The following is a 25,328-nucleotide window of genomic DNA, read 5'->3' on the forward strand; positions in this document are numbered from 1 at the left end:
CTCCCTTTCGGTCAGCGGTTGTCAGAACACCGTTCCGTCGCTCTCGACGCGAATCGGCGGCACGCCTCCGGGGCGTCGCTCGGCGGCGACCTTGCGCCCCGCCGTCCACGTCCCGCCTTGCAGCACCTTCGCCAGCGGCAGCTCCTCCGCGGTCATCCCCAGCCGGCCTCGCACCAGCGCCCCCACGCGGTCCAACAGCGCCACCGTCAGCGCGCGCCACTCGACGATGGGCTCCTCGCTCGGGTGCAGCGCCTCCTGGGTGAGCCGCTCGTCCCTGGGCACCAGCACGCCCAGGTCCACGAAGAGGCCGCCGTTGCGGTACTCGGGCAGGCCGGTGAGGCCGTCCAGCTCCACCACCCGCACGCCCGCCTCCGCCAGCGGCTCCACCAGCGAGTACGTCAGCCACTGTGACAGCTTGTGGAAGGGCACCAGCGCGTCCACGCTCTCCACCGCGCCCAGCGCCGAGTGCGGCCACACGTCGCCCAGGTTCACCGCGTCCACCATGACGCGGCCGGGCCAGATGGGGCCCAGCGTCTCCAGCACCACGCCGAGCAGCTCCGAGCCCCTCACGCTCCGCCCCTGCGCGGCGACGATGTCGTGCAGCGTGCCGGGCCGGGGCAGCACGCGCGACAGGCCGTGCATCAGGTGCAGCCGTCCGTCCAAGCCATCCAGCGGATTCGTGTCGGAGACCTGGAGCCCGCGCGCCAGCGCCTCGCGCGACAAGCGCCCCAGCGCCTCCGCGTCCGCGCGCAGCGGCCGGTCCGGGTCCGAGGAGAAGAGGCCGTCCATGAACATGCGGAAGCTGGCCACCGCCAGCCCCTCCGAGCGCGCCCACGTCGCGCCGCCCTGCTCGCGGTAGCTCCACTTCGGGCCGCTGCCCGCGTCCAGGAGCACGCTCACCACCGCGAGGTCCAGCTTCGCCCGCGCGCGCTCCTGCGGCGTGGCGTCCTTCAGCCGCGCCTCCAGCTCCGCCACGCGCTGCACGCCGCCCGCGTCGAAGTGGCGCCAGCGGCTGTGCACGGGGATGTCCAGCGTGGGGTACGCCTCTCGCGTCACGCTCAGCACGGTGTCGACGACCACCGGCAGCCGCGAGGGCTCGACCCGGAAGTGCGACAGCTTGCCGGCCAGGCCCAGGTCGAGGAGCTGGTGGCAGCGCTCGCGGATGGCGGCCGGCGTGCGCAGCCACGCCACCGCCGGGGACACGTCCGCCCTCGCCAGCGGCTGCTCAGACATCGAGGCCACGCCCCTTCACCTGGGTCAGCGCCGTCGCGTCCGCCACGGGCCCCTTGGTGAAGTAGCCCGCCGCCTTCTTCGCCTCCATCTCCACCTTCGCGTCCGCGGGGACGAGCTCCTCCGGAATCGGCACGCGCTCCAGGATTTCGATGCCCGAGCGAACAATCGCGTCGTGCTTCATGTCGCTCATCGACACGAAGCGGTGGATGCGGGTGATGCCCAGCCAGTGCAGCACGTCCGGCATCAGCTCCTGGAAGCGCATGTCCTGCACGCCCGCCACGCACTCGGTGCGCTGGAAGTAGGTGGCCGCGGAGTCGCCGCCCTCCTGCCGCTTGCGCGCGTTGTACACGAGGAACTTCGTCACCTCGCCCAGCGCGCGGCCCTCCTTGCGCAAGTAGACGATGACGCCCGCGCCGCCCGCCTGCGCCGTGCGGACACACTCCTCGATTCCGTGGGCCAGGTAGGGACGACAGGTGCAGATGTCGCTGCCGAACACGTCGGAGCCGTTGCACTCGTCATGCACGCGCACCGCCAACGGGATGTCCTTGTTGGACACCGAGTTGATGTCTCCAAAGGCGTACAGCGTGAGCCCGCCGATGGGCGGCAGGAAGACGTGCAGGTCCGGGCGGGTAATCAGCTCCGGGAACATGCCGCCGGTCTGCTCGAAGAGGCCCCGGCGCAGCGCGTTCTCCGTCATGCCGAAGCGCTTGGCGATGCCCGGCAGGTGCCACACCGGGTCCACCGCGGCCTTCACCACCTTGATGTCGCCGTTGGCGGTGAGCAGGTCACCGTCGGGCTTGAGGCGGCCCGCCACCACCGCGTCGCGCAGCTCCGGCAGGTTGATGTGCGCGCGGGTGACGGCGATGGTGGGACGGAAGTCGATGCCCTGCTCGGACTGCGCGCTGAACGCCTGCGGCGCGACGGCGCCCCACGGGTCCAACGACACAATCCGGTCCGGGTTGCTCCAGGACGGGTGCGGGCCAATCCGCGCCGCGGGCGAGGTGTCCTTCAGGTCGGCGCGGTGGTCCTGCGGCAGCATGCCGGCGGCCACGGCGAGCGCGCGATAGACGGCGTAGGAGCCGGCGTGCGTACCGATGACGTTGCGGTGCGCGGGCTCGGTGAGCGTGGCCACCACGGGGCCTCGGCGCGTCGGGTCCGCCTCTCCCCAACGGATGGAGACGGCGTCCCCATCTGGATGCGAGGTGAGGCGGATGGAATTGACGGGCTTCTTGTCTGCCATGGGAGCGCCCTCCTTGCGGGCGCGTTTTTGGAGCTCGGGCGAAGTGGACGTGAGGGCGCGCGACTCAGCTCATCCAGGAGCCGTCGGTGCGCGCCGACCACTTGCGGGTGACCTTCTTGAGCTGCGTCCAGAAGTCGAGTCCGGACGGCCCGGTGATATCCCCGTGGCCGAAGCGCGACTCGCCGGTGCCGCCGAAAGAAAAGGGCTCACGCGGGACGGGGACGCCCACGTTGACGCCCACCATGCCCGCGCGCACGCCCTCCACCACCGTCTGCGCCACCATGCCGCTGGTGGTGAAGATGGACGCCGCGTTGCCGTAGGGCGACGCGTTCTCCACCGCGAGCGCCGCGGACAGCGTGGGCACCCGGATGATGGACAGCACCGGGCCGAACAGCTCACGCCGCGCGGCCTCCATGTCCGGCCGCACCTGGTCCAGGATGGACGGGCCCAGCCAGTTGCCACCGGCCCACGTGTCTCCCTTGGGACGGCGACCCCGCCCGTCGAGCGCCAGCCTGGCGCCCTCCGACGCGGCCTTGTCGATGGCCGTCTCCAGCCTGTCCACCGCGCCCTTGTCGATGATGGCGCCCATGCCCGGACCCACCTCGATGCTCCCCGCGCGGCGGACGATATCCGCCAGCAGCGACTCCACGTTGCCCACCGCGAGCACCACGCTGCCGGCCATGCAGCGCTGCCCCGCGCAGCCGGTGAACGAGTCCACCACGGCCTGCGCCGTCAGTTCAGGGTCCGCGTCCGGCGCGACGATGAGGTGGTTCTTCGCGCCACCCAGCGCCAGCACCCGCTTGCCGCGCTTGCTGCCCTCCGCATACAGGTGCCGCGCCACCGCGGACGAGCCGACGAAGGCCAGCGCCTTCACGTCCTCGTGCGCCACCAGCGCGTCCACCGCCTCCTTGCCACCGTGGACGATGGAGAAGACGCCGGGCGGATAGCCCGCCTCCAGCATCAGCTCGCCGAGCGCGCACGCGGTGAGGGGCACCTTCTCCGAAGGCTTGTGGATGAAGACGTTGCCCAGCGTCACCGCGATGGGGAACATCCACATGGGCACCATCGCCGGGAAGTTGAAGGGCGTGACTCCCGCGACGACGCCCAACGGCTCGCGGCGCAGCTCACACGTGACGCCCCGGCTGACCTCCATGTGCGCGCCGCTGTCCAGGTTCTGCAGCGACAGCGCGAACTCGCACACCTCGATGCCCTTGAGCAGTCCGGCGCGCGCCTCCGCCACCGTCTTGCCCGCCTCGCTCGCCGCCAGGTTCGACAGCCGCGAGAGGTGCTGCTCCAAGAGATATCGGAAGCGGAAGAGCAACTGGGTGCGCTCACGCAGCGACGTGGCGGCCCACTGGGGCGCCGCGGCCCGCGCGGCCTCCACCACTTCGGCTACACCCGCCGCGGAGGTGAGTGGAACTCGGCCAATGACGGTGCCGGTGTACGGACTGCGTACGTCCAGCAGTTGCGCGCCTTGAGGCACCCGCCACTCGCCGCCCACCAGGTTTCGACACGGAACAACGCTCTGCGGAAGCTCAACGAACGACAAGCGCACCCCCATAAAATTCGGGTGAGGACGTGCACCTCATCGTATCCGGGAATGCAGACAGATCGGCAACCCACCCCCCAGAAAGCCTGTCAGCGCGGCCGCCGAGTGTCCGGCAACCGAGCACTTCCCTGTCGGAAAGAGGACCTGCTCTCGCGAAGCCTCATCTTCCTTTAATGCATGGCGTCACGAAGGCCGCGACGCGTCATCGAAAGGAACAGGGGTGGGAGTGGACTCAGGTGGGAGTGCTGTCTTTCAAGCGGAGGCGGCGGGCCCCAGCCACGCGCGCAGGCGGGTGAGGACGGCGGTGTCCTCGTCGTCATGGGGGCGGCCCAGGGCGCGGGACTCGGCATACAGCGCGAGCGCGGAGTGGAAGCGCGCGGTGGCGGTCCGCGTGTCGCCCTGCTCCAGGTGCAGCTCTCCGTCCTCGGCCACGAGCCGGGCGAGGATTTTCACCCGCAAGGGGTCCCCGAGCATCCGCGAGGTGGAGGCCGCGTCCACCATCAGCAGGGCGTCGTACTCCATGCCCAGCGTGTCCAGCGCGGTGGAGCGGATGAGCCCGGCCGCCTCGGCGAAGCGCTTCTCCTGGCGGGCCTTGAGGAGCCGGGACAGGGCTTCGGCGAACTGCTCGACGAGGCGCTCGATGTAGTCCTTGCGGATGGACATGGCGGGTGGAGGCTGGGGCCTGGGTGGGAGCGATGCAAGGGGTTTGGAAAGGTGTGGGAAACCGCCATGCCTTCGCGGAGAACACCTCCCTCGGGCTAACGTGCCGCGCCTTACTCACGGATGGGGCGGTGCATGAGTCAGAGCGGAAGCAGTGCCGAGGGTGCTCGCGTGCGGTGGTTGGTGGCGGGAGCGTTCTCCTCCACACCCTCGGGCCGTCGCTTTCATGTGAGCTCCGACACCTTCGCCAGCGAGCTCGCCAAGGCCGCCAGCCACGTGCGCTTCATCGTCCCGGACCGGCTGGGCGCCGACGACACCCGCGCCCTGGAGCTGTCCTTCGAGCGGCTGCGCGACTTCGGCGTCGCCGACGTGCTCACCCGCATCCCCGCGCTGCGCGACTTGCACGCGCTGCGAGACCAGCTCACCCCCGCCCTGTCGCCCGAGGAGGCGGCGAGGCGCGTGGAGGCCATCACCGGCCCGGGCCGCCTGCCCGAAGCGGTGGCCGCGGCCCTGCGTGACGCGGCGCCTCCGCCGCGGCCCGCACCGACTCCCGCGCCCGCCGTGTCGTCCAATGACGCGGCCCTGGTGGAGGCGCTGCTCAACCAGGCCGAGCCCCCCTCGCCCGCCACCGCGGCCCGCGCCGTGGATGCGTTCGTGAAGGCCCTCAACCCGCGCGCGCCGGCCTCGGGCTCATCGACGTCCGCGCCCGCCACGGCCGCGCGCAAGTCCGTGAGGGACCTGCTGGACGAGACGGTGCTGCGCTGCGCGAACGACGTGCTCATCGCGGAGCCCGTGGCCCGGCTGGAGTCAGCGTGGCGCGGCCTCAAGTGGCTGGTGGACCAGTGCCCCGCGTCCGCGGGCATGGCGGTGGAGGTGCTCGACGTGAGCCGGGGGGATTTGCTCGGCGCGCTCGACGCCGCGCTCTCCGGCGAGCCGTTCGACCGGCCCGACGCCGTCTTCGTGATGGACACGAACGATGACGTCGCGGTGCTGGCGCGCCTGGCCGCGATGGGCGAGCTCGCGCAGCTCCCCATCATCGCCGCCGTGGCCCCGTCGCTCCTGGGCCTGTCCCCGGACGAGCTGTCCCTGGGCCTGGAGGAGGGCCGGGAGCACGTGTCGGAGTCGTGGACGGAGCTGCGCCAGGATGAGTCCTCGCGGTGGCTGTGCGCCGTCGTCAACCGCGTCGTCGTGGCCAGCGAGGCCCGGGCGAAGCGCGCGGCCTTCACCAGCCCCGCGCTCGCGGTGGCGGCGATGCTCGCGTCCAGCTTCCGCGACACCAGCGCCTTCGCGCGCATCTTCGGCCAGGCCGGAGGCGTGCGCGCCCCGACGACGTGGGAGATTCCCTCCGGCCGCGAGAAGGGCCTGTCCATCCCCACCGAGGTCTTCCTGCCCATCCGCGCGCAGGCGAAGCTGGAGGAGAACGGCGTGCTGGGCCTGGGCAGCGGGCGCAACGCGGACGCGGTGCTGCTGGCGGGGGCGCCCACGGTGTACGGCGGCGGCTACGCGGTGCCGCTTCCGGCCCAGGTGCTCACCGGCCGCATCGTCCGCTTCGCGACGTGGGTGAGGGACCAACTGCCGCCCGGCTCCGGCAACGCGGAGGTCGCCTCCATCTTCTCGCAGGCCGCGGAGGTGTTCCTCTTCCGGGGCGCCACCGAGGACGGCCAGCTCAAGGGCGAGGTCGTCCCCACCGGCAACGGCCACGGCGTCCACGTCACCGCCACCGTCCGGCCCGAGCACGCCGGCACCCGCTTCCAGCTCGCCTTCACCCTGCCGCTGCGCGCCTGACGAAATCGAGGCGCCATACCGACAGGCATTGAGACAGACGTCCGCGGGCACGGCGTCTGTCTTCAAGAAGACGCTGAAACAGGCGGATGAATGTCAGGGACTCTTGAATCCCTGGCCCCCGAGTGCTTGTCGACTGGCTGCCGGACGACGTTGGCCCTCCGCGTATTGCGCGCGAACAAACCGACTGTGACAAGGGATGTGATTCATTCCATGAGGGGAACGGCCCATTCTGGGTTTCATCCTGCTCCTTGGGGGGAGCCATCCAATGAGAAGCCTTACACATGCCTCGCTGTCGTGGGGGCTGCGGGCGACGCTGGTGTTGTTGCTGGCTGCGTGCGGGGTGGAGCCCGTCGACGAAGGGGCGGCGGCGGAAGGCGATGAGGCATTGACGCAAGTGAGCCAGGAGCTCGCGCCGCCGTGGGATTTGTATGCGGACGCGGTGGCGCCGGGCACCACGCTGGCGGTGCTCCATCCGAACAGGGCGCTGGGCGCACCGGACGAGCAGCGGGCGACGATACCGGGCCTGCTCTCGGCGCTGGTGCTGGACCTGGGGCAGGGCGAGGAGGGCACTGGAGACCTGCGCGTCTATTACCGGGGCCTGTCGGTGCTGCTGGTGGCCCAGGTGGACTTCCTGAAAGCGGATGGGACCTCCGTCGGCTCCAGCCTGCTGCACCTGGGCCTGGGGACCCATGTCGCGGTGGCGAGGTACCCCGGGAACTATCCCTATCGCTACGTGCGCCTGCGGGGCGCGTTGTTCGGGCCCTACCAGGTGGACGCGGTGGAGACGTCCATCCGGCCCATCTGTGGTGACGGGGTGATTGCCGGGGCCGAAGTCTGTGACGACGGCAACCAACTCTCCGGAGACGGCTGTGACAGTGTCTGCGAGGTGGAGCCGGGCTACACCTGCACGGGACAGCCGAGCGTCTGCGACAACAACTCAGCGCCCACGGTCGAGGACGTCCACGCGACCACCCCCGAGGACACCGCGGTGAACATCACCATCCCCGCGGTGGACCCGGATGGCGACGCGCTAACCTTCTCCTACACCACGCCGAGCCACGGCACGCTCACGGGCACGGGGGCCTCGGTGACGTACACCCCGGACGCGAACTTCGCCGGAGCGGACTCCTTCCAAGTCACTGTCTCCGACGGAGCGAAGCAGGCAACGGCCACCCTCTTCGTCACGGTGACGCCGGTCAACGACGCACCCGTGGCCGCCTCCGCCTCGGTGACGGTGAACTACAACACGTCGACGCCCATCACGTTGGTGGCCACGGACGTGGAAGGGGACACGCTCACGTACACCGTGACGACTCCTCCCGCCAACGGAACCCTGTCCGGGACGGGCGCCCTGTTGCTCTACACGCCAAACGCGGACTTCCAGGGGGCGGACTCGTTCACCTTCACGGCCAGCGACGGCGCGCTGACCTCCAATACCGCCACCATCACCCTCACTGTCAGGGGGCCGCCTGTCTGTGGCGACGGCTTCCTCGATTCGGGCGAGGTGTGTGACGACGGCAACCGCGTCGCGGGGGATGGCTGCCGAGCGGACTGCCAGGGCGTGGAGGTGTGCGGTGACGGCCTGGTCGACAGCCTCACGGGAGAGCAGTGCGACGATGGCAACACGACTCCCGGGGATGGCTGCGACGCCACGTGCCAGTTGGATGCCTTCTCGAATGTGCCCCCCACGCTCATCAGCGGGACGCTGAACTGCACCACCGCCAACTCGAACACGGGGCGCAAGGTGGCGGTGGATGCGCTGGGGCGCTTCTACGCCGTCATGACGTGCGGTGGCGCGGTCCATGTCAGCGTGAGCGTGGACCGTGGCCTCACCTGGGTGGGGCCCACGCCCCTGGGAATCACCAACGCGGCGGAGGTCGCGATTGAAGGTGGCCCCACGGGAGTCGCCTACGTCGCGGCGACGGCGAACCCGGGCGTGCTGATATTCACCCGGACCGTCGACGCGGGAGCGAGCTGGGAAGCGCCGCGAACCCTCAGCCCGGCGGCCAACCCCACCCTCAGTCTGGATTCCAGGGGCGACGCCCTCTACATCTCCGTCTCGCGAGGCGGCGTCGGGGTCCGCGTCCTCCGGAACTTCGCGCGAGGCGCGAACGACTTCATCGCGACAGACGTGGACCAGAGCAATGCCTTCTTCGACGTCATCGTGGACAAGATCAGCGGAGACGTCTTCTCGGTGAGCGACGACCCCGCCTTCCGCATCCGTCGCAGCAGCGACCAGGGGACCACCTTCGGCCCGCTGAGCTCCCCGCCGGGGCAGGCCTTCTTCTCGGACTGGACGGGCTCCAACGGCTTCATCTACACCACGGGCTCCTTCGGGGACGACAACGTGGACGTCATCCCCATGTCCGCGCCGGGGACGAGCACCCAGGTGCCCGGCCTCCCCACGGACGTCGCTCCCGGTCCCTTCCGGTCGATTGACGCGGATGCGCTCGGCAACGGCTACATCGCCTCCCAACGAGGGACGGGAAACATCCAGTTGGACCGGATGCTCGTCGGGGCCGCCACGATTCTGACCGTGGATGCCAGGACCGTGGGGCCAGGCGCCTCGCCAGGAGTCGCCGCGCTCCCGTCGAACGGCGGAGCCCTGGTGGCCTACACGAACGGCACCAGCGTCTACGCCTCGGTGGTGGTGTACTGAATCCCCGATGCGCGCCTCCCAGCTCGTGAGGGAGGCGCGCATCGAGGTCGCCATGGGTGGGGCCGCGCCAGGGTCGAACCTCCCGATTCCGAGGGATGAGCTCGAGCCCCCCGCCTCATGACGCGTCCCTGGAGCCGGGGGACTTCGGGTCCTCAGGCAAGCAGGCACTGACGCACGGCGGCGGAGAACTCGGGTTGTCGCGAGAGCTTGGCTACACTCCGCCCCCGAGGTGCGCCAGACATGACGAGAAGAGACACAGGCGGGCGGGACGCGGGCACGGGTCAGGAGGACACCGGCACGCAAGACCTGGGCGCCGGCCCCGTGGGCACTGGCCCCCAGGGCACCGGCCCGAGGGAGGACCTCTCCGGGACGGGGCCCGACGAGGCTCGCCGCGCCGTGCCGCCCTTCTCCCAGATTGGCCGCTATCTGCTCCTGAGGCGGCTGGGCCAGGGCGGCATGGGCGTGGTGTACGCCGCCTATGACCCGGACCTGGACCGCAAGGTGGCGCTCAAGCTGCTGCATCCGGATGGCCGGCATGACAACTCGGAGGAGGCCCGCGCCCGGCTCTTGCGAGAGGCGCAGGCCATGGCGCGCGTCTCCCACCCCAACGTCATCCCCGTCTTCGACGTGGGCATGTGGGGCGACCAGGTCTTCGTGGCCATGGAGCTGGTGGACGGCGGCACGCTGGCCTCGTGGCTGAAGGCCTCGCCGCGCTCCTGGCGCGAAATCGTGACGCGCTATGTGGAAGCGGGCCGGGGCCTGGAGGCCGCGCACGCGGCGGGCCTGGTGCACCGCGACTTCAAGCCCGCCAACGTGCTGGTGAGCCGCGCGGGCCGCGTCTACGTCACGGACTTCGGCCTCGCGCGCACCATGGGCGACTTGCCTCCCGAGGACGAGGAGCCCCTGCCCGAGGCGGCGCGCGAGGCCCTGGCCTCCTCGTCCGGGCGGCGCATGCTGGACACGACGCTCACCGAGCGCGGGTTGATGGTGGGCACGCCCAACTACATGTCCCCTGAGCAATTCCGGGGCGCGACGTTGGACGGGCGCACGGACCAGTTCAGCTTCTGCGCCGCGCTCTACGGCGCCCTCTTCGGCGCACGGCCCTTCGAGCCCGGCAGCCTGCGGGCCTATGCCTTCTCCAGCACCGCCGTCAGCGTCGAGTCCGAGCGCACCGAGTCGCTGGGCTCGCAGCGACCTGGCGCCATGCCCTCGACCTCGGCCTCGACGATACCGGTACCCGCCGTGCGCGAGCCGCCGCGCGACACCCAGGTGCCCGGCTGGGTGCGAGACGTCGTGCTGCGTGGCCTGGCGCTGGAGACGGACGCGCGCTACCCGTCCATGGCCGCGCTGCTGGAGGCCCTGTCGCAGGAGCATCGCCGCACGCTGCGCCGCAGGTGGGTGACGGCCGCCAGTGCCTTGACGGCGACGCTCGCGCTGACGGGCGGCGCCGCGTGGCAGCAGTCGCGCGTGTGCGTGGATGCCGGCGCGCAGATGGACGGCGAGTGGTCTCCCACCGCGCGCGAAAAGCTGACCACCGCGTTCCAGGCCACGGGCAGGCCCTTCGCCGAAGGCATGGCCCAGAGCGTGTCCACGGCGCTCGGTGAATACGCCGACACGTGGAAGCTCCAGCGCGTACAGGCCTGTGAGGCCACGCGCGTGCAGGGCGTCAAACCCGAGGAGCAGTTGGACCGGCAGCTCGTGTGCCTGGAGCGCCGCCGCAAGGACTTCCACGCCACGGTGGAGTTGCTGTCGAGCGCGGACGCGGCCCTGGTGGAGAAGTCCCTGGACGCCGCGCTCGCGCTGCCCTCGTTGGCGGAGTGCGAGGACACGGAGGCCCTGGCGGAGCGGCAGCGCCTGCCCACGGACCCGGTGCGCCGCGCGGAAATCGAGACGCTGGAGGAGAAGCTCTCCCACGTCCGCGCGCGGATGGATGCCGGCAAGCACCCGCAGGCGCTGGAGGCGGTGAAGGCGCTCGTCGCGCCGGTGGAGGCCACGGGCTATCTGCCGCTGCGCGCGGAGACGCGCTTCCTGAATGGCTGGTTGCTGGAGCAGGTGGGCGAGTCGCCCGAGGCCGCGAAGCTCCTGTCGAGCGCGGTGTTCGACGCGGAGGCCGGCCACGCGGACCGGTTGAAAGTCACGGCCCTCAACAAGCTGCTCTTCGTGGAGGACGGGCTGAAGCACTACGAGCCCGCGGCCCGCTGGGGCGCGCTCGCGGAGGCCACGCTGGAGCGACTGGGTGGAGACCCGGTGCTGCTGGGCGACGTGCGCGTCAACCAGGGCAACCTCGCCATCTCGCAAGACCAGTACGAAGAAGCGAAGGCGCGCTTGGAGGAGGCCAGCGCCCTCTATGAGAAGTCCCTGCCCGCGCAACACCCCAAGCGCGCGCGGACGACGTACCTGCTCGCGCACGTGGTGCATGAGCTCGGCGACTCCCCGCGCGCGCTGGCGCTGATGGAGGACGCGCTCCAGAAGACCACCGCCGCCATGGGGCCACAGCACCCGGACGTGGCCCGACGCCATGGCCTGCTGTCCATGACGCTGCGCGAGCTGAAGCAGGACGACAAGGCGCTGCCTCATGCACAAGCGGTGGCGGACATCACCCAGGCCATCTACGGCGCTGACAGCCCCAAGTTCGCGGAGACGCTGGACGAGGTGGGCATGTGCCAGCTCGGCCTGGGCCGCTTCGAGGACGCGCTGAAGACCTACGAGCGGGCACTCGCGCTCAAGCGCAAGGCGCTGCCCGCGGACGACGAGAAGCTCCAGCCGTCCTACGACGGGGTGGGACAGGCGCTGCTCGGCCTGGGCCGCGTGGGCGAGTCGGTGGAGCCCCTGCGCCTGGCGGTGACGTTCGCCTCCGCGCCGCCGGATGCGCTGGCGGAGTCCGGCTTCGCGTTGGCGAAGGCGCTCGTCAAGTCGGGCCAGTCACCGGAGGCGCGGGGTGAGGCCACGCGCGCACGGGGCTGGTTCACGGAGGCGGGGATGGACGAGCGCGTGGGAGAGGTGGACACCTTCCTCGCGGCCCTGCCCGCGCCCGCACCCCTGAAGCCCATCCGCGCGCCTGCTCGCCCTCGGAGGAGGTGAGAGCCGCGACTGACGGGTGGCGGCCTTCCCCGGAAGTGCTACCGTCCACGCCGTGTCAGCGCCGCCGGATGACGACGAGATGAACCTGGATGCCACGGCCACGCTGACGCGGGGCCGTGCCGGTCAGGTGAAGATGGTGCTCAAGGTCCTCTCGGGCCCTGACTCCGGCAAGGTGCACCCGCTCAAGCAGGGCATCTACACGCTGGGCAAGGCCCCCACGTGCGACATCGTCCTGGATGACAAGGCCGTGTCGCGCCAGCACCTCCGCCTGGAGGTGCATGACGAGCACGTGCTGGCCACGGACCTGGACTCGCACAACGGCTCCTTCTGCGAGCGGCTGCGCTTCACGTCCCTGGAGCTGCGCCCCGGCATCGTGATTACGCTGGGCACCACCGAACTGAAGCTGATGGCGGAGGACACCCGCGAGCGCTCGGTGCTCCTGTCCTCCAAGGACCGCTTCGGCGCGCTGGTGGGCAACAGCCGGAAGATGCGCGAGGCCTTCACCCTGCTGGAGCGGCTGGCCCCCGGCGGCGCGGACGTGCTCATCCAGGGCGAGACGGGCACCGGCAAGGACCTGTGCGCGGAGGCCATCCATCAGCAGAGCCCGCGCAAGAAGGGCCCCTTCGTCATCGTGGACCTGGCGGGCGTGCCCCCCACGCTCATCGAGAGCGAGCTGTTCGGCCACGTGAAGGGCGCCTTCACCAGCGCGCAGGGAGACCGCGCGGGCGCCTTCGAGCGCGCCCAGAACGGCACCGTCTTCCTGGATGAAGTGGGCGAGCTGCCCCTGGAGCTCCAGCCCCGCCTCTTGCGCGTGCTGGAGCGCCGGCAGGTGAAGCGCGTGGGCGGCAACGACTACCAGACGGTGAACATGCGCGTGGTCGCCGCCACGCACGTGAATCTGGAGCAGGCGGTGACGCAGGGGAAGTTCCGCCGGGACTTGTTCCACCGGCTCGCCGTGCTGCGTGTGAGTCTGCCGGCCCTGCGCGAGCGCCCGGAGGACATCCCGGTGCTCATCGACCACATGCTCCAGAACACGGGCCGTCCGCCCAGCGCGCTGTCGGACCAGACGCGCGCGCTGCTCGCCCAGTACCCCTGGCCCGGCAACGTGCGCGAGCTGCGCAACGTGGTGGAGCAGGTGATGAGCCTGGGCGAGGAGGCCCTGCCGGACCTGGAGTCCTCCGGAGAGGGGGGCGCCAAGGTCGAACTGGACCTCCCCTTCAAGGAGGCCAAGGAGCGGCTCATCGAGGGGTTCGAGCGCGACTACCTCAAGAACCTCCTGGAGCGTTGCGAGGGCAACATCTCCCGGGCCTCCCGAGAAGCGGACATCGACCGTGTCTACTTGAAGAAACTCCTGCGCAAGCACGAGCTGGACGCGGGGCGGGAGACTTAACGCCGGGCCGGTTTTGAGGTAGGTTGGGCTCCCACGCTCTCCCTCTGCCTCGGAGCCCCCCGTGAGCATCTCCCTGCCCCCCAACCTGGTGCGGTCCACCGTCGTCGAGCAATCGCGCTCGGGTGTTCCGCGCGTGCCCGTCGCGGGGCAGGCCGAAGAGCTCCAGAAGCAGACCCCCTCCGCCGCGACGCCGGTGGAGGCGCCCTCGGACACGTTCGCCGCGCAGGAGGCGGTCCGGCGCGCGTTGACGAACCTCTTCTCCGCCGCCACCGCGGCCTCGGGCGAGTCCGCTCCCGCCACGGCCAACCCCGTCGGCTGCGTGAGTGACCTGTCCAAGACGCAGGCCGCGCCGGAGATTGGCGGCTGGGACAAGGACGCGTCCGTGCTCGAGCAGACCAAGGACTCCAACTGCGGGTCCGCGGTGGCGATGATGCTGGGCAAGTCGCACGGCACCGAGACGCAAGGCGCCACCACGAAGGAAGCGGCGATGGACGCGCTGGAGTCGCGCTTCACGGATGGCGGCGGGACGACGGCGCACGAGCTGTCCAACATGATTGCGCACGAGGGCGCGCAGGTGACCCAGAGCGCCACCTCGTTCGACCGGGGCATGATGGACGAGGCCCTGAAGCGCGACGGCAAGGCCGCCGTGCTGGTGGACTCGAACAAGGTGGACCCGACGGCGAAGGACGCGGGCAAGGGCCGCGCGCACTGGGTCACCGTCGATGGCAAGGACGACCAGGGCAAGTACAAGGTGAAGGACCCTGGCACCGGCAAGACAGTCTCTTTGGAGGCCGGCGAGCTGGAGGATGCGGTCGGCACCAGTTGGCGCGAGCACCAGAGCGGCGGAATGCTCGTCGTCGAGAAGGCCGAGGGCACCACCGAGGCGCAGCGCGCGGAGCAGGGTGGCCAGAAGGCCGCGGCGCTCGGCAACACCGAGGGTGGCGGCTCCCGGTCCAAGGCGAACTTCGCCCGTGAGTCCTCCTGAGCTGAGCTGAACCCCAGCACCTCCATCAATGCCCGCCGCGCGTCGCATCGCCAGCGGGTCTGTTGATGGAGTGGGCTGAACCCAGGCGCCGACTTCAGACGTGGAGCATCGCCATGGCCTGCAGGCGCAGGAGCTGCTTCGCCAGCTCCTGAACGCGCTCCACTTCCGCGTCACCCAGCGGCTTGCGAAGCGCGTTCTTGATGTCCGTGGCGGCGAGCAGCAGGAACTGCCGCACCTGCGAGTTGTTGAGCATCGGGTTGAGGCGGCGCAGGTGGCCCACCAGCGAGCCGAGCTGCGGCAGCGTCAAGCCGGCGACCATGACCTGCTTCGCCGTGCCCTCCTCCGGAGACAGGGCGACGGCGAGCTGCAGCGGGGACAGCAGCAGCGAACGGGTGAACTCCAGCCCACAGGGCAGTTGGAGACGGGCGCACTCGGCGGCGACCGGGCCGACGTCATGGCCGGAGATGACGGGCTGGATTCGCGCCGTCTCGTAGCGGGCCAGCACCGCCTCGTAGCCCGCGCGGGCCTGCTTGCCTTCAGGTGAATGATGGAACTCGCCGAAGGCCGCGTGGACCTCATCACGGAGCGTCATCAGCAGCGGCGCGTCGTCCGTGCTGACGGGCAGGCCGAGCGCGTGGCAGAGGAAGTTCCGGTCATCGGCCTCGACGCTGACGAGCTTCCAGAACTCGTACGTGACGGAGCTCTCGCTGAGGACCACCGGGAGGGTGACGACGCCCTGGCGACCGGGGTTCTCCAGAAACGCGGCCAGCTTCTGCTCGACTTCGGTGAGCCCTCGGACGAGCCGCTCCACCACGGCGGCGCGCAGCTTGGCGCGGCCTTCGAGCGCGGCCCGGGCATCCTCGCTGGAGCCCTCCTCCGCGACGTCACGCTCACGCGCGGATTCGGTGGAGACGGTGGGCGCCTGACGCGCGAGCCTCGGGTCCTGGAGCTGCGGCGCCTGCCCGGGGTTCGGGGTGGACTGAGCGTTGCGAGCGGTGGGGGCCGTCTCCCGGGTGGTGCCGGGTGCGAGCCCTTCCGGGGTACCGCGAGCGGAGCCGCCGGCCAGGCCCTCCGCGGAGCCGCGCTGGGTGCCGGACTCCATCCCGTCGCGATGGACTCCTCCCTGGGCGCTGTCCTTGTCGCCCTCCGCGGGGCGGGCACCGGCGCGTCCTCCCGTCGCCGGCTTCCCGGTGGTGGGGCCCTTCGCCGCGGGCTTGCTCGAGGACTTGGAGTCAGCGGGCTTCGCCTGCTCGCGAGCTGCTTCCTCCCTGGCCTGCCTGGGGGGGACCCCGGGACGGGGACCATTCTGGGGCCAGCGGACGCTCATGGGTGCGAGGGGGTCGACGCCGGTGCGTCGAGGCGGCTCAGGTGAGGTTCTTCAAGTGGACGACGATGTTGCTGTCGCCGCTTCCCAGCGTGCTCGCGTCGTCCTTGGGGATGACGTAGCCCTGGTCCGCGCCGACGTGCTTCCGGAAGAAGTCTACCACCGACGGGTCCTGCACATCCGAGGTGGTGGTCTTCTTGATGCCGTACGCGGAGCCGTCCGGGCCCTTGGCCTTCACGGCGTCGGGGGCGGAAGCAAGCAGGTTGTCGAGCGTCCCGGACTTCCGGCCACCGCTCTCCGGCGCCATCGTCATGGCGGTGTTGTGGCCCTCGATGTAGCTGACGTCGTAGTACGTCTGACCGTGCCCGCCGTTGAACTTCACCTCCCCCAGGGTGGCGTTCTTGCCGTCGCCGGTGTCGGTGCGGAAGTTGCCGGACCAGCCCTCGGGGAACTTCACGGTGCGATTCTCACCGGGCTGGAGGGTGATGGAGTCGACAGCCTTCTCGCCCGCGTTGGGGGTGAAGTTCACCGTCATCGGCTTGTTGCCGTCGTTGTTGAGCGTGAGGGTGTTGCCGTCCTTCTTGACGCCATTGGGCTGCGCGGTGGACGCGCCCGGCATCGGGGGGAGCATGCTGTCCGGGATGCTCGACTCGGCGCCCAGGTCGGGAACGCCCATCGCCTCCGGGCCCAGCTCCGAGAGTCCGGGGTCGAACGATGAGCCCAGGTCCGGGACTCCGCCGAACTCCGAGCCCTCCGCGCCCAGGTCCGACACTCCGCCCTCGAACGACGAGAGCCCGGCCTGCTGAGCGCCGTCGAGGCCCCCCAGGCTCGGCGCACCCTCACCCTGCACGCCGGGGCTCCGCACTCCGCCCACGCGAGGCTGGATGCCCGCCTCACCGAGCTTGCCCGGGCCGCCGGCCTTGTCGGCCCCGAGCGCCTGCGCCAGCTCACCGAGGACCTGCACCTGCGAGGCGAGCATCTTCACGAGCTGCTGGAGACCCTCGGCGCTCTTGAGGCCCCCGGCGGACTCGAAGCCGTCCTTCTGGAAGAGGGACGGGGCCGAGGATGCCTTCGGGAGAGGGGGAATCGCCTGCGACGACAGCTCCGGGCGGGGGGAGACCGAGGGGGCGGAGAAGGAACCAACGGGGCGGGAGATGGGGGAGAGCGCCATGACGATGTTCCTCGGGGCTGGGGGCGAAGGGACCGATGGGGTCGGCCGATGCAGGACCCTTGAGCACATGGTGTGCCAGGGTCTCCACGCGGGAGGCCGTGCGCCAAGTCCCTGGAACCACGGAGGAAACACGTGAGGCCAGGCCCGAAACGGGGGCGGGCCTGATGACAGACGTCGGGGAGCTGATGACCGCCGTCATCAGGGCGCGGAGCGGCTCCGAGCCCGAACTCGGCGGTGCGCTCGCTAGTGCGTGGTGTGATTCAGGGACAGGACGTACGCCTCCAGGTACACGGAGGGCAGGTCCAGGTCGCCCCCGGGCTCGCGCTGGTAGCCACGGGCCATGTACATGCGCGCCACACCGGTCGCCCCGCGACGGACATGCAGGCACACGGCGTCGACCTCCCAGCGTCGAGCCATCGCCTCCGCGGCGTCGAGCAGGGGCTGCGCCAGCCCGGAGCCATGGAGTTTCACGGCGGTGGCCAGGCCGCGCAGGTCCGCGGCGCGAGGCAGCCAGGCCTCGGAGCCAGGAGCCCCCGGGGGAAAGAGGGCCACGGTGCCCACGACTTCGCCATCCAGCTCCGCCACCAGCAGCGAAGCGATTTTGCGGCGAGCGGCCACGTCCCGCAGCTCCCGCTTGCGCTCGTCGGTGTAGACGACGTCGGGGAGCTTCTTCGCGTACTGCGTGGTGAAGGCCTCGACCAGGAGCTCCCCCACCGCCGCGTCATCCTCGGGCCGTATCTCGCGGATGACAGCCCTACCCACCAAGTCACGGATGCTCATGCGGGCAGCCAATAACACGCGGGCGCGTGACGCGCTTCCGTCTCGCTTTCCGCTCCGGGCTTCCCCTGAAGGAGGGGTGGGACGCACCTGGGCGGGGGGGCGAGCCCAACGACGCTGTGTTTCACGCGGAGCGAAGGCTCGTCAGGGGCCATGCCCGCCACCGGACCGTGGCGGCGAGGCGAGGCGGCCTTCGCACTTGTGCAGGGCGCTGCACAATCCGGACGCGCCAGGTGTCGTCATCTCGCGTGTTTGCATACGGCACACCGCTTGCCTTGGGGCGCTCCCATGAAATGCCACCCCCATCGACTCGGCCTCCTCGCGGGACTCCTCGCCACTCCGCTCGTGGCGCTCGCCCAGGACGACACATCGAGTCGGACGCATCACCGCCAGGGCACGCAATCCGGTCCCGCGTCGTGGCTCGCCGCGCTCAACATCGGGATTCGGGGTCACTCGCTCGGAGTGGACGAGGGCCTCGCGAAGACACCCGCCCTCACGGTGAACATGGAGCAGCAGTTGCTGCCGCACTTCACGGTGTACGGCGGCCCGCATGCCGGCCTCGACTTCAACGCCATCGGCTTCCAGGTCGGCAGCCGCTTCTTCCTCAGCAGCGAGCAGACCTTCCACGGCTTCTTCATGTCGGCCCAGGCGAGCTACACCGCCTTCGAGGTGGACAGCAACACGGACGCGACCCGCAAGTCCCTGGCCGGGCTCGTGGGTTATGCCCACCCACTGGGGAACAGGTGGCTCGTGACATTGGGCGCGGGAGCGCAGTCCACCCATACCCGGACGGAGACCGTACGCCCGCCCACCCTCTGCCTCTTCGGCTTCTGCTCGGGCAGTGACATCCTGGACAAGGTCGAGCACGAGAAGGCGGTGGAGCCGCTCGTCCAGATGGGGGCCACCTTCCGCTTCTGACCGGAGCGCGCCCCACGCGGGCACCGTCAGAGATAGTCGCTGATGAACCCGGGGAGCTGTTCGCCCAGGCGCTGCAACAGGCCGCGCCTGCGCCAGCCATCCCAGTGAATCTCCCGCGAGTGGCGCAGGTCCTTCTCGAACGCGGCGGCGAGCTGGGCCGCGAGCGCCTCGTCCTCCACCACCAGCGAGCACTCGTCCGACGTACTCAGCGCCAGCGGGTCCAGGTTCGTCGAGCCCACCACGGACAGGTCCTCGTCCACGAGCATCGTCTTCGAGTGCATCATCGACAGCTCGTACTCCCAGATGCGCACGCCGCCCTCCAGCAGTCGCGCATACGTCGCGCGCTGCGCCGCGTGCACGGGCGCGATGTCGTGATGACGGCCGGGCACCACCACCCGCACGTCCACGCCCTGCTTCACCTTCTCCAGCAACATGTCGCTGATGGCGTCGGAGGGGATGAAGTACGAGTTGGATATCCAGAGTCGCCGCCGCGCCGCCGCGATGGTGAGCAGCGTCATCCGCCGCGCGTCGGAGAGGAACCGGTTCTGCGTGCTCGCGACGAAGCCCGCGCGCGCTCCACCGCGGACGGACAGCTCCGGGAACGCCTCCCCCGGCAGGAAGTCACCGCCCGCCTCCTGCCAGTTCTGCGCGAAGGCCACCTGCATGTCCCGCACGACGGGGCCCTCGACGCGCACGCTCATGTCGCGCCAGGAGTCCTCCCCTTGCGCATCGCCGAGCCAGCTCTTCCAGATGCCGAAGCCTCCGGTGACTCCCACTTCGCCGTCACGCACCACCAGCTTGCGGTGCATGCGCGTCTTGATGCGTGCCGCGTCGAGTGATGGAAACGCCCCCTGCATCGGCCGGAAGATGCGCACCTCGCAGCCGGCGTTGGACAGCGCCAGCCCCACCGGCTCGAAGTTGATGCTGCCCAGGGGGTCCACCAGCACGCGACACGCCACCCCGGGATGCCGCTCGCGAATCGCGCGCACCAACTGCTCCGACGGCTCTCCCGGACGCCAGATGTAGCTGGCGATGTGGATGCTGGAGCGCGCGGCGCGAATCTCCGCTTCGAGCACGTCGAAGACGCGGCCGTTCTCCACCAGCTCCACGCCGTGCCCGGGAGACAGCGGCACCCCGAGCGACTGGAAGAACGCGAGCGAGCGCGTCTCGCCCTCCCCGGTGGGCAGCGTGCGCAGCCGGAGGTCATGCCGATGATTCGGAGCAGGGCACCCGGCGACGAGCAACGCGACGAGCACGGAGCAGGCCAGCTTCACCGCACGAAGCTAGTGGCTCTCCCTCAGGTCGGCACCTGCCGTCGGACACTCCAGGGCGTCCATCCGCCAACACCTGGGGACCCGCACAATGTGCGACGCAGGGCACTCGGGCCAGGTGCCCGGTGGAGCCAGGGCCGGCGCGTGAGCACCCTCCCCCCGCGAGCCCCATGTCACGACCTCCTCCGAGTGCACGCATCCTCCTGCGCTTTTGGTTTCTCGGGCTCCTGCTCGAAACCACCTCCGCGCACGCTGAACCACCGCGTCGCCTGGCTGCTGATGCACCGCTCCGGCGGACACTCCCGTCGAATGCCGGCGTGCCGAGTGCCGAATCTCCGAGCGCGGACGCACCTCCACGAGCACTCCACCAGGTCGGCTCGGGACAAACGGTCACCTTCCGCGACGCCATCACTTCGGCGCAGCCCGACCGCACGAGCCGCGCTCTCCGCGCCGACACCGCGAGCTCCGACGGCACGCGCCGAGCGCTCCGCGCCGCCACTATCACCTCGGCACGACGCTCCGACCGCGCGAGCCTCACCCTCCGCGCCGACACAGCGCCCCCCGACGGCACACGTCTGCCCGGCGACATGAGTGATGTCCCCGTCCTCGCCGAGCGGGAAGACCTCCCGCTGTCCACGGGTGCCTGGGTGGCGCACGGAGGACTGGCCCTGCTCCCGCTCGGCGGAGTGTGGGGCGCGACACGCGTCGGCGGTGACACACGCCTGGGCGCCACCGCCGCTGAGACGGCCGCCGGAATGCTCGCGGGCTACGGGCCCTCGCGCCTGCTCTTCTTGCGACCCATCACGCCGGGCTCCGCGCGCTGGATGGACCTGGAGGTCGCCGCATTCACCGGGGGACTCCTGCTCACCCCGCCGCTCGCGGCGCTCGGAACCTGGGGCATGGGGGAAGTCGCCTTCGGACGCAGCCAGAACCAGGGCGACGCGTACCTCGGAGCCCTCGCTGGCGCGGCCACCGGCACCCTGCTCGCCGCCGCCGTCGACGGCCTGCTCACCAAGCTGGCCGAGCCCAGCATCCGCCTCAAGTACGCCCGCTCCCTCATCGGCCTCGCCCTCATCGGCACCGGCGCGACGCTCGGCTACCAATGGGCCGGCGGCGGCCCACGCTCCAACCAACACACTCGATAGTTACAGGCGCGCCACACCCCGCCGGCGAGCCGTGATGTCTCACTGGCGCGCTCCGTGCGAGTCTTTCCGTCAAAACCACACGCACCGCACTGCTCGCCATTTATTAGTTGTCATCAATTACAATCAATACCATCCTTGCCGGGCAGCACAGACACGCAGTCTGGAGACACACCCCATGTCGGCCCTCAAGACTCTCCGCATTGCCGTTGCCCTCGCCGCTGTCTTTGGTGTGACCACGGGTTTCACCACCGAGGCCCCCAAGTCCGAGTGCGCCCCGTTCTGTTACAAGCACCCCATCACCGGCCAGCTCATCTGCACCGCGCCCTGCCCGTAATCCTCGCGGCCTAGACGCGAGAAAGGGGCCCGGTCCGCTGTACGCGGGCGGGGCCCCTTTTCATGGGACACACAGCGCTGACAGGTGGCGCATTTATTCCGTGCGCATCGCCTCCACGGGGTCCAGCTTCGCGGCGCGAGCGGCCGGATAGATTCCGAACCCCAGCCCCACCCCGCAGCTCATCGCCAGGGACAGGCCCACCGCCCAGGCCGGCACCTCGGTGGGCAGGCCGAGCACCCAGCGCGCCAGGTGCGCCAGCCCTATCCCCAGGAGCACCCCCAGCACCCCGCCAGTCAAGGACAGCACCACCGCCTCCGTGGCGAACTGCGCGAGGATGCGCCGCTTCTTCGCGCCCAGCGCCTTGCGGATTCCAATCTCCCGGGTCCGCTCCGTCACCGCCACCAGCATGATGTTCAGGATGCCGATGCCGCCCACCAGGAGCGACAGCAGGCACACGCCGAAGCTGGCCACGGAAATCACCTGGGAGATGTTGTTGAACATCTCCGTGGAGCTCTCGTTGGAGAACACGAAGAAGTCGTCCGCATCCATCGGCTTCAGTCCGTGACGCCGCCGCATCAGCACCGTCACCTCGTCCTGCGCCCGCTTCAGCACCTCCGCCGAGTGCGCCTGCACGCTCACCCGGAAATTGCTCAAGCCGAACAGCGGACGGAACGCCGTCAGCGGCATCATCACCGTGTTGTCCTGGCCGCCACCGCCCAGGAAGCTGCCCTTGCGCTTCGTCGTCCCCACCACCGTGAAGTTGCGGCCCAGCAGGCGGAACGTCTGCCCCAGGGGCTCCATCCCCGGCCACAGCGTGTCCGCCAGGTCCGGTCCAATCACCGCGACGCGCCGGCCATCCAGGTACTCGGTGTCCGTGAAGGCGCGGCCCGAGGCCACCACCACCGAGTTCGTCTGGAAGTACTCCGGCGTCCCGGACCACACGCCGATGTTGGCGCGCGTCTCGCGGTGCTGCGTGGACAGCTTCTGTCCACCCTTGGAGTCCTCGCCCGCCGCCGTCAGCACGGAGGGCATCTCCCGGATGGCGTCCAGGTCCTCGAAGGTGAAGCGCGGCCGGCGCGACAGCTCCGCCAGGGACAGGTTGCCCGCGCCGAAGGGCAGCCGCTGCACCTGGAAGCAGTTGGCGCCCAGCTCGGACAGGTTCTCGTTCACCTGGTTCCGCAGGCCCTCGATGAGCCCCATCATCGCCACCACCGTGGTGGCGCCGATGACGATGCCCAACAGCGTCAGGAAGGAGCGCAGCGGGTTGGAGACGAACGTCCCGAACGCCAGCCGCAAGGTGTCCAGCAAGGCCATCATCGCGGCGTCTCCTCAGTCATGGCGAAGCGCTTCCACGGGGTCCAGGTTCGCCGCGCGCGCCGCGGGCCAGATGCCGAACAGCAGGCCCACCGTCGCCGCGAAACCCACGCCCGCCACCACCGTCAGCGGCTCCACCGCCGCCGCCAGCGGCGTGATGAACGACACCGTCTTCGCCAGGCCCAGCCCCACCAGCGTCCCGAGAGTGCCGCCCACCGCGGACACACTGGAGGCCTCCAGGAGGAACTGGATGATGATGGTGCGCTTCTTCGCGCCCAGCGCGCGCCGCACGCCAATCTCCCGCGTCCGCTCGCGCACCGACACCAGCATGATGTTCATGATGCCGATGCCACCCACCAGCAGGGTGATGAGCCCCACGCCCGTCGCCGCGCCGTACAGCGCGCCGGTGAGCTTGGCGTAGATGTTGGCGAGCTGCTCGGGCCGGTTGATGGCGAAGTCGTCCTTCACCCCGGGCTGCGTCCCGCGCGCGCGGCGCAGCGCCGAGGTCAGATGGTCCACCACGTCGAGCGTGTGGTCGGGCGAGTCCACCGACACCATGATGTTGGGCGAGTTGCGCTTGCCGAAGTGCTCCTGGAAGGTGCGGTAGGGAATCAGCACCGCCGTGTCCTGATTCTCCCCGAGCACGGTGCCCTTGGGCTCCAGCGTGCCCACCACGCGGTAGGGCCTGCCCGCGAGCAGGATGCGGTGGCCCACCGGGTCCAATCCGGGGAACAGCGTGCGCGTCAACTCCGCGCCGATGACGACCACCGGCGAGCGCGTGTTCACGTCCGCGTCGGTGAGGAAGCGGCCCTTGTCCACGGTGTAGGAGGAGATGAGGGAGTAGTCCGCCGTCGTCCCTATCGCCGTCACGCCCGCCATGCGCCGGTCCAGGAAGCGCGCCTCCGCCCGGTCGAAGAAGACGGGCGCCGCCGCCACCACGTGCTCCGAGGACTGGAGGATGGCGGGTATCAGGTCCACGGACAGGTTCTTCCGGTTGCGGTACTCCCACCAGTCGCCGCCCATGGCCCAGGGGAACTTGGACACCTGGATGGTGTTGGCGCCGATTTGCGCGAGCTGGTCCGCGAAGGACTGGTTGATGCCCTGGATGATGCCGACGATGGCCAGGAGCGTGCACACGCCCACGCCAATCCCCACCGTCGTCAGCACCGTCCGCAGGCGGTTGGCTCGCAGCGAAAACAGCGCGATGCGCCCGCCCTCCCACACGTCGACCCTGATGCTCACGTGAAACACCCTCTCGCGTCGGCGGTGGCGCCGCACCGGCGGCACGCTCCGGTACCACGCCCTACGCCGGAAGCGGGGCGATGATTGCACGGAGAATTCAGCCCGCCACCTGCCGCCACCCGCGCGCCAGCACAACCACCGCCCGATCTACTTCTTCCTGGGTGGTGTCCGGCCCCAGGGACAGTCGCACCGCCCCCAGGGCGTCCGCTTCCGGGATTCCCATGGCCCGCAGCACCAGGGAGGCGGACTCGCCCCCGTCGTGACACGCGGACCCCGTGGACGCGGCCACCTCCGGCGTCGCCGCCAGCACCGCGCCGCCCCGGACGCCCGGAAAGCGGACATTGAGCGTGTTGGGCAGCCGCTGGGCCCCCTGCCCGCTCAAGGCCACGCCCGGCACCGCCTCGGAGAGTCGCGCCCACAGTCGCTCCCGCAGGGCCACCAGCGCCGCGTCTCCACCCCGCGCGAGCCGCTGGCCCGCCAGCTCACACGCGACGCCCAGCCCCACCGCGTAGGGCACGTTCTCCGTCCCCGGCCGCAGCCCGCGCTCCTGGCCTCCGCCCAACGTCACCGCGCGCAGCGCAGTGCCTTCACGCACGTACAGCGCGCCCACGCCCTTGGGTGCCCGCAGCTTGTGGCCCACCAGCGTGAGCAGGTCCACGCCGAGCGCCTTCACGTCCACCGGCACCTTGCCCACCGACTGCGCCGCGTCCGTGTGCACGGTGGCGCCGTGACGGTGGGCCCGCGCGGCGATGTCCGCCACGGGTTGCAACACGCCCGTTTCGTTATTGGAATGCATCAGTGACACGAGTGCGGTTTCATCTCCCTCCGCGTCCAGCGCGCGCTCGGCATCCTCCACACGCACGCGGCCCTCTGTGTCCACGGGCAGCCACGTCACGCGCCAGCCCCGCCACTCCAGCGCGTCGCAGGGCAGCTTCGTGGCGGGGTGCTCAATCGTGGAGGTGAGCAGGTGGCGCCGCTCCGCGCGGGCCTCGGCGGTGCCACGGATGGCCAGGTTGTTGGCCTCCGTGCCGCCGGAGGTGAAGAGGATTTCAGAGGGCTTCGCGCCGATGAGCGCGGCGACCTGCGCGCGGGCCGCCTCCAGCGCCTGGTGGGCGCGGCGTCCGTAGGGGTGGCCGCTGGACGGGTTGCCAAAGTGCTCGCGGAGGTACGGCAGCATGGCGTCCACCACCTCCGGGTCCACGGGGGTGGTGGCGTTGTGGTCCAGGTACAGCGGGCGCTCGGGGCTCATG

19 protein-coding genes are annotated in these 25,328 nt (G+C 70.4%); 8 read left to right on the forward strand and 11 right to left on the reverse strand.

Annotated elements, in window-relative coordinates:
* Positions 1 to 21 precede the first annotated feature (21 nt).
* From G4D83_RS42990 to G4D83_RS43005, 4 genes are all read right to left on the reverse strand, one after another.
* Positions 22 to 1,233 (reverse strand): URC4/urg3 family protein, encoded by a 1,212-nt coding sequence (locus G4D83_RS42990; protein ID WP_163870821.1) that lies wholly within the window; start codon positions 1,231 to 1,233, stop codon positions 22 to 24.
* On the reverse strand, positions 1,226 to 2,473 hold the full coding sequence (locus G4D83_RS42995; RefSeq protein WP_163870762.1) for a GTP cyclohydrolase II: 1,248 nt from the start codon (positions 2,471 to 2,473) through the stop codon (positions 1,226 to 1,228). The genes G4D83_RS42990 and G4D83_RS42995 overlap by 8 nt, the downstream gene beginning before the upstream one ends.
* Before the next feature lie 64 nt (positions 2,474 to 2,537).
* Positions 2,538 to 4,034: a CoA-acylating methylmalonate-semialdehyde dehydrogenase gene (mmsA, locus tag G4D83_RS43000; RefSeq protein ID WP_163870763.1), complete on the reverse strand. Its 1,497-nt coding sequence runs from the start codon at positions 4,032 to 4,034 to the stop codon at positions 2,538 to 2,540.
* 240 nt (positions 4,035 to 4,274) lie between these two features.
* Complete coding sequence (locus G4D83_RS43005; RefSeq protein ID WP_163870764.1) at positions 4,275 to 4,685, reverse strand: hypothetical protein; 411 nt, start codon at positions 4,683 to 4,685, stop codon at positions 4,275 to 4,277.
* A 132-nt stretch (positions 4,686 to 4,817) separates the two neighbouring features.
* Between G4D83_RS43005 and G4D83_RS43010 the strand changes: the two genes are divergently transcribed.
* From G4D83_RS43010 to G4D83_RS43030, 5 genes are all read left to right on the forward strand, one after another.
* Positions 4,818 to 6,467, forward strand: a complete 1,650-nt coding sequence (locus G4D83_RS43010) for a type VI secretion system contractile sheath domain-containing protein (RefSeq protein WP_163870765.1) — start codon at positions 4,818 to 4,820, stop codon at positions 6,465 to 6,467.
* Between the two features lie 265 nt (positions 6,468 to 6,732).
* A complete protein-coding gene (locus tag G4D83_RS43015; protein ID WP_205522854.1) occupies positions 6,733 to 9,126 on the forward strand; it encodes an Ig-like domain-containing protein in 2,394 nt (797 codons plus the stop codon).
* A 240-nt stretch (positions 9,127 to 9,366) separates the two neighbouring features.
* A complete protein-coding gene (locus G4D83_RS43020) occupies positions 9,367 to 12,207 on the forward strand; it encodes a serine/threonine-protein kinase (protein ID WP_163870766.1) in 2,841 nt (946 codons plus the stop codon).
* A gap of 79 nt (positions 12,208 to 12,286) precedes the next feature.
* Positions 12,287 to 13,597, forward strand: a complete 1,311-nt coding sequence (locus tag G4D83_RS43025; RefSeq protein ID WP_163870822.1) for a sigma 54-interacting transcriptional regulator — start codon at positions 12,287 to 12,289, stop codon at positions 13,595 to 13,597.
* 61 nt (positions 13,598 to 13,658) lie between these two features.
* Positions 13,659 to 14,582 (forward strand): hypothetical protein, encoded by a 924-nt coding sequence (locus G4D83_RS43030; RefSeq protein ID WP_163870767.1) that lies wholly within the window; start codon positions 13,659 to 13,661, stop codon positions 14,580 to 14,582.
* Positions 14,583 to 14,676: 94 nt separating this feature from the next.
* Here the strand turns inward: G4D83_RS43030 and G4D83_RS43035 are convergent, their stop codons facing one another.
* The 3 genes from G4D83_RS43035 to G4D83_RS43045 all read right to left on the reverse strand — a co-directional run bounded on the left by G4D83_RS43035 (position 14,677) and on the right by G4D83_RS43045 (position 17,857).
* A complete protein-coding gene (locus G4D83_RS43035) occupies positions 14,677 to 15,909 on the reverse strand; it encodes a hypothetical protein (protein ID WP_163870768.1) in 1,233 nt (410 codons plus the stop codon).
* A gap of 37 nt (positions 15,910 to 15,946) precedes the next feature.
* Positions 15,947 to 17,077, reverse strand: a complete 1,131-nt coding sequence (locus G4D83_RS43040; protein WP_240357141.1) for a glycoside hydrolase 64/thaumatin family protein — start codon at positions 17,075 to 17,077, stop codon at positions 15,947 to 15,949.
* Between the two features lie 243 nt (positions 17,078 to 17,320).
* Complete coding sequence (locus G4D83_RS43045; RefSeq protein ID WP_163870769.1) at positions 17,321 to 17,857, reverse strand: GNAT family N-acetyltransferase; 537 nt, start codon at positions 17,855 to 17,857, stop codon at positions 17,321 to 17,323.
* Positions 17,858 to 18,142: 285 nt separating this feature from the next.
* Between G4D83_RS43045 and G4D83_RS43050 the strand changes: the two genes are divergently transcribed.
* On the forward strand, positions 18,143 to 18,772 hold the full coding sequence (locus tag G4D83_RS43050) for a DUF3575 domain-containing protein (protein ID WP_163870770.1): 630 nt from the start codon (positions 18,143 to 18,145) through the stop codon (positions 18,770 to 18,772).
* Between the two features lie 26 nt (positions 18,773 to 18,798).
* Here the strand turns inward: G4D83_RS43050 and G4D83_RS43055 are convergent, their stop codons facing one another.
* Positions 18,799 to 20,046: a phospholipase D-like domain-containing protein gene (locus G4D83_RS43055; RefSeq protein ID WP_163870771.1), complete on the reverse strand. Its 1,248-nt coding sequence runs from the start codon at positions 20,044 to 20,046 to the stop codon at positions 18,799 to 18,801.
* A 584-nt stretch (positions 20,047 to 20,630) separates the two neighbouring features.
* Here G4D83_RS43055 and G4D83_RS43060 point away from each other — a divergent pair.
* Both G4D83_RS43060 and G4D83_RS45730 read left to right on the forward strand, forming a co-directional pair.
* Complete coding sequence (locus G4D83_RS43060) at positions 20,631 to 21,188, forward strand: hypothetical protein (RefSeq protein ID WP_163870772.1); 558 nt, start codon at positions 20,631 to 20,633, stop codon at positions 21,186 to 21,188.
* A gap of 175 nt (positions 21,189 to 21,363) precedes the next feature.
* Positions 21,364 to 21,522 (forward strand): hypothetical protein, encoded by a 159-nt coding sequence (locus G4D83_RS45730; protein WP_176435050.1) that lies wholly within the window; start codon positions 21,364 to 21,366, stop codon positions 21,520 to 21,522.
* 93 nt (positions 21,523 to 21,615) lie between these two features.
* On the opposite strand, the gene G4D83_RS43065 is transcribed toward G4D83_RS45730, so the two are convergent.
* The 3 genes from G4D83_RS43065 to G4D83_RS43075 all read right to left on the reverse strand — a co-directional run bounded on the left by G4D83_RS43065 (position 21,616) and on the right by G4D83_RS43075 (position 25,327).
* Positions 21,616 to 22,839 carry an ABC transporter permease gene (locus tag G4D83_RS43065; RefSeq protein ID WP_163870773.1) on the reverse strand — a complete coding sequence of 408 codons (1,224 nt, stop codon included), beginning with the start codon at positions 22,837 to 22,839 and terminating at the stop codon, positions 21,616 to 21,618.
* 12 nt (positions 22,840 to 22,851) lie between these two features.
* Positions 22,852 to 24,078 (reverse strand): ABC transporter permease, encoded by a 1,227-nt coding sequence (locus G4D83_RS43070; protein ID WP_163870774.1) that lies wholly within the window; start codon positions 24,076 to 24,078, stop codon positions 22,852 to 22,854.
* 97 nt (positions 24,079 to 24,175) lie between these two features.
* A complete protein-coding gene (locus G4D83_RS43075; protein WP_163870775.1) occupies positions 24,176 to 25,327 on the reverse strand; it encodes a cysteine desulfurase family protein in 1,152 nt (383 codons plus the stop codon).
* Position 25,328: the final 1 nt, after the last annotated feature.

The sequence above is a fragment of the Myxococcus eversor genome (assembly GCF_010894455.1).
GTDB lineage: Bacteria > Myxococcota > Myxococcia > Myxococcales > Myxococcaceae > Myxococcus > Myxococcus eversor.